The 5,258-nt window shown below is 34.3% G+C and carries 5 protein-coding genes and 1 pseudogene; all 6 read left to right on the top strand.

The window, feature by feature from the left end; genetic code table 11:
* The coding region (locus HU235_RS23170) for an ATP-binding cassette domain-containing protein (RefSeq protein ID WP_174881740.1) at positions 1-870 on the top strand (870 nt) is incomplete at its 5' end.
* A complete protein-coding gene (locus HU235_RS23165; RefSeq protein ID WP_174881739.1) occupies positions 863-1,642 on the top strand; it encodes an ABC transporter permease in 780 nt (259 codons plus the stop codon). The genes HU235_RS23170 and HU235_RS23165, both read left to right, overlap by 8 nt.
* Before the next feature lie 10 nt (positions 1,643-1,652).
* Entirely contained in the window at positions 1,653-2,327 is a 675-nt protein-coding gene (locus HU235_RS23160; protein ID WP_174881738.1) for a response regulator transcription factor, read from the top strand.
* A gap of 19 nt (positions 2,328-2,346) precedes the next feature.
* Entirely contained in the window at positions 2,347-3,249 is a 903-nt protein-coding gene (locus HU235_RS23155; RefSeq protein ID WP_174881737.1) for a sensor histidine kinase, read from the top strand.
* A 285-nt stretch (positions 3,250-3,534) separates the two neighbouring features.
* The gene (locus HU235_RS23150) at positions 3,535-4,311 is read left to right on the top strand and encodes a MerR family transcriptional regulator (RefSeq protein WP_174881736.1); all 777 of its coding nucleotides are present in this window, start codon (positions 3,535-3,537) and stop codon (positions 4,309-4,311) included.
* A gap of 675 nt (positions 4,312-4,986) precedes the next feature.
* Positions 4,987-5,258: pseudogene (locus HU235_RS23145) on the top strand (hypothetical protein); the annotation flags it as partial.

Below are 5,258 nucleotides of genomic sequence, written 5' to 3'. Positions count from 1 at the left end.
AAACATAGAGCGCTTGATAAAGTATCGATCGAAATTAAACGTGGAATGATTTATGGGTTGATCGGAGAGAATGGCGCGGGGAAATCGACATTTATGCGAACCATCATGGGGTTGATCTCAATCGACGAAGGTGATATTGAACTATTCGGTAAAACCGGTATAAAAGGACTACAACACGCACGAAGAAAAATGGGACAATCGATTGAAACTCCTTCACTTTATCCAGAATTAACAGCTCGAGAGAATCTGCAAGTACAAGCAGCAAACGGCGGTGTAAGCGAACGGGAAATCGTTGATTTACTTCGCTTAATGAACATTAGTGATACAGGTAAGAAAAAGGTGAAGAACTTCTCTTTAGGAATGCGTCAACGTTTAGCGATCGCCTTAACACTTATTACGAATCCGGAGTTTTTAATTTTAGATGAACCGACAAATGGTCTTGATCCGTCTGGAATTGTTGAAATGCGTGAAATCATTCAACGGTTGGTGACAGAGCGTGGTATTACCGTCTTACTATCAAGTCACTTACTTGATGAACTTTCACAGGTTGCTACACATTACGGTATTTTACATGACGGCAAACTTATTAGCGAGCTTTCGCGGGAGGAATTAGCAAGTGAAACACGACGATACATCGAATTAGAAACAACAGAGGTTTCGAGAGCTGTTGTTGTTCTAAACGAATTAGGGATTAAAGATTATGAAGTGATCAACGGAACGGAAATTAACATTTACGAACGTTTAGATGACGTTGCAAAAATCAATCGTTCGTTAGTCTTAGCTAACGTGAATGTTTCGCGAATTGGTACAACTAGACAGAAGCTTGAAGATTATTTCTTACAATTAACAGGAGGTACTACTCATGCTTAATCTTTTAACAGCTGAAAAAATCAAACTATTTCGTAGCAGAAAACTCTTGATCGTCTTAGCGGTTTTATCTTTTCTTCCTATCTTCCAAGTCCTGAATAGTAAAATGCTCGTGCATTATGGTGAAGAACTCGTCCAAGCAATTGATACTGTCATTAATGGTGCAACAGGTATTCTAATGATGGAGAAAAACGGATTAACGATTTTACTTGTAATAAGTGCTTTTGTCAGTTTCTTTATTGGGGAAGAATTTCAAAATGGTACGATTCGAAATGCGTTGTCATTAGGACGTAGTCGGACGCATTATTATCTTTCAAAGCTAATGATTGCCGCAATTCTAACTCTCGTTGGCGCATTCGTCATGACGGCAATTGGTATGATAGGCTTTTCAGTAGGATTTGGCTTTGGTGATGTTGCTGGGATAAGCAATTATCTCTGGTATACTATTAAAACGTTTAGTACGCTTTATTTTTTAATTTTATCAAACGTATCCATCTATGTGATGATTAGCTTTTTAACAAAAAATAGTGGTATCTCTCTTATATGGAGTTTCCTTTATACGATTGGTACAGGCTTTGGAGCGGGAATTTTCCAACAAACGGAACATTTTAAGCGAGTCACTTACTGGTTTACGGAATCCTTCCTATTTTATTCAGATTTCGCAAATCCAGCGGATATTGCTAAATTTCGTGAAATGATATTGGTCAGCCTCATTACAATCGTGATATCATCAACTATAGGAATTCTTTTCTTTAAACGAACCGACATAAAGTAGGTCGATAATGATGGCAAAGATTTTAATCATTGAAGATGACATGGCAATTCATTCATTAATCAAAGACGCATTAGATTTACATGGTTTTAAAACACTAAGTGCGTACTCAGGAACTGAAGGGAAATTGTTATTCGAACAAAATCAGGTAGATTTAGTTCTCTTAGATTTGATGCTCCCAGGGATGAGTGGAGAACAATTTCTTCAAGAGATTCGAAATCATACAACTGTTCCTGTCATTGTGATTTCAGCTAAAAATGACCAAAATTCAAAATTGGAGCTTTTAGTAAATGGGGCAGATGATTACATTACAAAACCTTTTGATGTGAAGGAACTAGTTGCTCGTATTCACATTCAATTACGTCATGCAGCAACAAAGGCCTCAGACAGCAATATGAAAGAAATTCATTACAAAAATATCAGCCTTAATTTAGAAACGCGTGAAGTGAAGGTAAATGATAGAAACCTTCATTTAACTGGCCGCGAATACGCAATCCTTCTATTGTTTCTTGAAAATCCACAAAAGGTTTTCAGTCGTGCAAATATATACGAAAGTGTTTGGAATGAACCATTTTTTGATAGCGATAAAACGATTAACATGCATATTAGTAATATACGAAATAAGCTTAACATAGAAGACACAAACTACATTAAAACTGTATGGGGCATAGGCTTCAAATTTGACTAACGAAAGGAGCGTGAATGTTATGTGGGTTTTTGTCTTGCTAGCATTAGCGCTTCTTATTTATATTTTCTATTTAAAACGAGAACTGCGGAAATTGAAACATGAGATCAAAGGTATTTCAACCCGTGCAAGCTTTGGCAGCAGGCTATATTTAAATTTTCGTGAGAAGTCATTGTTGGATCTAGTCGATGCGTTGAATCAAATGATTGATGAGTTTGAAGAAAAAAATCGTCAAGCAAAACAAATGGAGGAAAATGTAAAGTTAACCATTGCTGGACTTTCTCACGATTTACGGACACCACTCACGTCTATTAACGGCTATGTACAACTCTTAAATGCAGCACCAGAAGAAACGAAGCGAGAGCACTATCTAAAGATTATTGAACATTCTGTCAATCGTCTAATCGAAATGACTGACAACTTTTATGACCTAGCTCGGATTGAAACTAACCAAAAAGAACTAATCCTAACTTCGATTTCTCTCTCCAATTTAGTAGAAGAAATCTTCCTGTCCTTTTATGAACAATTTGAGGAAAAGAAAATTGAACTCAAATTTCCTAAAGAAATACAGGAGAGCCAAATTATTGCCGAAAAAATAATGCTTACACGTGTTATCCAAAATATCGTACAAAATATCCTACGCTATGCCAAAAGTAAAGTTGTTATCAGCTATCGAAACCATGGGGGTAATCTAATACTCACTGTGAAAAATGACATCAAACAGGATAGTAAAATAGCTGCAGAAAAAGTATTTATGCGTTTTTATACAGAAGTCACAAGTCGAACAAACACTGAAGCAAGCGGGTTAGGGCTTTATCTATCAAAAAAATTAGTTGAAAAGATGAATGGAAAAATGGAAGCCGAGGTGAATCATAATTGGTTCATACTTAGGATTTATCTTCCCATTAATAGAATCAAAGCTTAATTATATTGGAATATCTATCCCGGTGTTTTCGTCAACATTTTCTACCACTGTTCATTCTTTCTTGAAAATGATGCAATTCATCTAAATAAAAAAGTAGTTGCAGGGAACAACGTAATGAATGTGTTTAATTGTTCCCGTTTTTATGGACATAATCACTAAATTTCCCTTATTTTTGAGATAAAAAATTTCTTTTATTAAAATTTACAATTACAGCTTGAACCTACAGTTACGTGAGGCAGTAAGATGAAATTATCCATGAAAGGTAATGAAAAGGGAGGAAACAAGATGGATAATAATCTGACATATTCAATTGGCGAATTCTCTGAAAAGACTGGGGTTTCAATACGTACCTTGCATTATTATGATGAAATTGGTTTACTTATAGCCGAAAAACAGCCTAATTCTGGCCACCGTCGATATTCGGATAAGGATATTCTTACGCTGCAAAAAATTATGAGTTTTAAATATTTAGGCTATAGTTTGAATGAAATTTGTAAAATGATAAAGGAATCAAGTTTTAATTTAAGCTTAAATGATTCGTTACAGATTCAAAAATTGGCATTTGAAGAGAAAAAAGAACAAATCGAATCAGTATTAAACACAATTAATCGTACGATTAAATTGATAAAAGATGAAGGTGAAGTGGATAGTGCGATTTTAATCAGTTTAATTAACAGTATGCAGACGGTAAATGAACAACAACGATGGGTAGAGCAACATACAACGAAGGAAGTAGCAGAGCAGTTATTTAACAAGCCTGAAGAGGAAAAATTAGCATCAGATAAAGAATTTATTTGGTTTTCAAAAGAAGTAAAAAGGTTAAAAGGGAAACCATTTCACGATCAAGAGGTGCAAGAGTTAATAAGTAAACATTTACAATCAACATTTGAATTTGTCGGGGAAGAAGCTGTGAACTTCATGCAGGATATCGAAGACACAGAAATAGAAAAATTAATAAATACGATTCAAAGCCCTTACACTAAGGAAGAAGAGGATTGGTTAAATCAAGCTATGGAGTATTATATGATTCACAATGTTATGAATGAGAAAAAGACAGAATAGCATCAAAAACGATTTTGTCAGAAATATCCTTAATCATAAACTAGTGTCGTAAAAGGGGAGATTGCTTTGGCAATCTTCCTTTATTTTTGAACTTATCCCTTTAAAATTATTTGAGATGGAAAAAAGGTTTCACAATCAGCTAATTCGAAATATACATAAGATATAATTTGAAAAGAGTTAATGTTAATGGACTTAAAACAACGTAAGACTTAGAATGAAATTCATAAAAGATTGAAAGAACTCCTAAATAAACCTGCCGAACATATGCAAGCTATAGAATTATTTCTCTCTCAGCATTCATTGCTACATTGTTCCTCACTAATAAACTATAGCAGGATTAATATTGATGCCTGCAAAAAGACACAACTTCATTCATTTGAATAAGTGTACATGCATAAAAGATAGATTACAAAAGGAGTACATTGAATCTAAGGTATAAAATTATTCGTTTAGAAAAATTAGAACATCAAAAGGCTAGACCAGCTACAAATCAAGAAAGGTTTCGAAATAGAGGAACTGATCTTGATGGATAGGTTAAGGAGCATTGCTAATTGATAAGCTACCTGTCCTTTTTAAGGTTATGAATACTAAATCAAGAAAACGAAATTTCATGTAAAGTTAAATTACTATTTGATTGCATTATTAGGCGGAAAATAAATGTTAGGGGAGATACTGATGAAAAAAACGGTATCATTTTTTATCATTTTCATATTTGCATTTACATCATCAATACAAGCATTAAGCTGGGCTTTTCCTTTTGTTGTTTGGGATGGAAACGTATATGAGGTTAAACAAGAAAAGCTAGGAGAGAAAGAGATTGGCGAGTGGATAGGAGAAGTAAAAACACGCCCTAATGATATGACAGGAGAATACTATGGAAATGCTTCAAATGCTTATCCTAAAGGTACTCCTTATTATAAAATAAATAATATACCTACTGAAAAGGC

This window comes from Metabacillus niabensis (assembly GCF_902829255.1).
Classification (GTDB): domain Bacteria; phylum Bacillota; class Bacilli; order Bacillales; family Bacillaceae; genus Metabacillus; species Metabacillus niabensis.
Note: the sequence above shows the minus strand (reverse complement) of the source record. Positions and strands in the feature narration are given on the sequence as shown.